The sequence below is a fragment of the Corallococcus sp. AB018 genome (genome assembly GCF_003986945.1).
GTDB lineage: Bacteria > Myxococcota > Myxococcia > Myxococcales > Myxococcaceae > Corallococcus > Corallococcus exiguus.
Window position 1 is genome coordinate 1 of the sequence record NZ_RAWR01000626.1, and the last position, 384, is coordinate 384.

The 384-nt window shown below is 46.9% G+C and carries 1 protein-coding gene; it reads right to left on the reverse strand.

Annotation, left to right across the window (positions count from 1 at the left end):
• Positions 1-169: 169 nt before the first annotated feature.
• Positions 170-384: hypothetical protein (locus tag D7Y11_RS45635; RefSeq protein ID WP_233607615.1), on the reverse strand; the 215-nt coding region annotated here is incomplete at its 5' end.

Sequence of the window (384 nt, forward strand, 5' to 3'; positions counted from 1 at the left end):
GATCTTGTCTTCTAGGATCTGGAATCCGGGATCTGCTCACTCAGGCTGAGCTCTTGTCTTCTCGGACCTACTCATTTAGGCCGAGATCTTATTTTCTAGGATCTGGGATCCGGGATCTGGAATCTGAGATCTGCTCACTTAGGCTGAGCTCTTGTCTTCTCGGACCTACTCATCTAGGCCGAGATCTTGTTTTCTGGGCACTAGTTTTGGTTGCTGGTGCCGGCATGTCTTGTAATAGGGATGTCGGCTGCATCACGTTGTTCTGCATCATGAGGTTGACCACGGTTTGTAGATCTGTCAACTTATTTGCCATGTCTTTCAGTTTTCTCATCTTTTCTCCAGCATCTGTCTCTCCATACCTGAAGGTTGCTTTTACTGTAATAC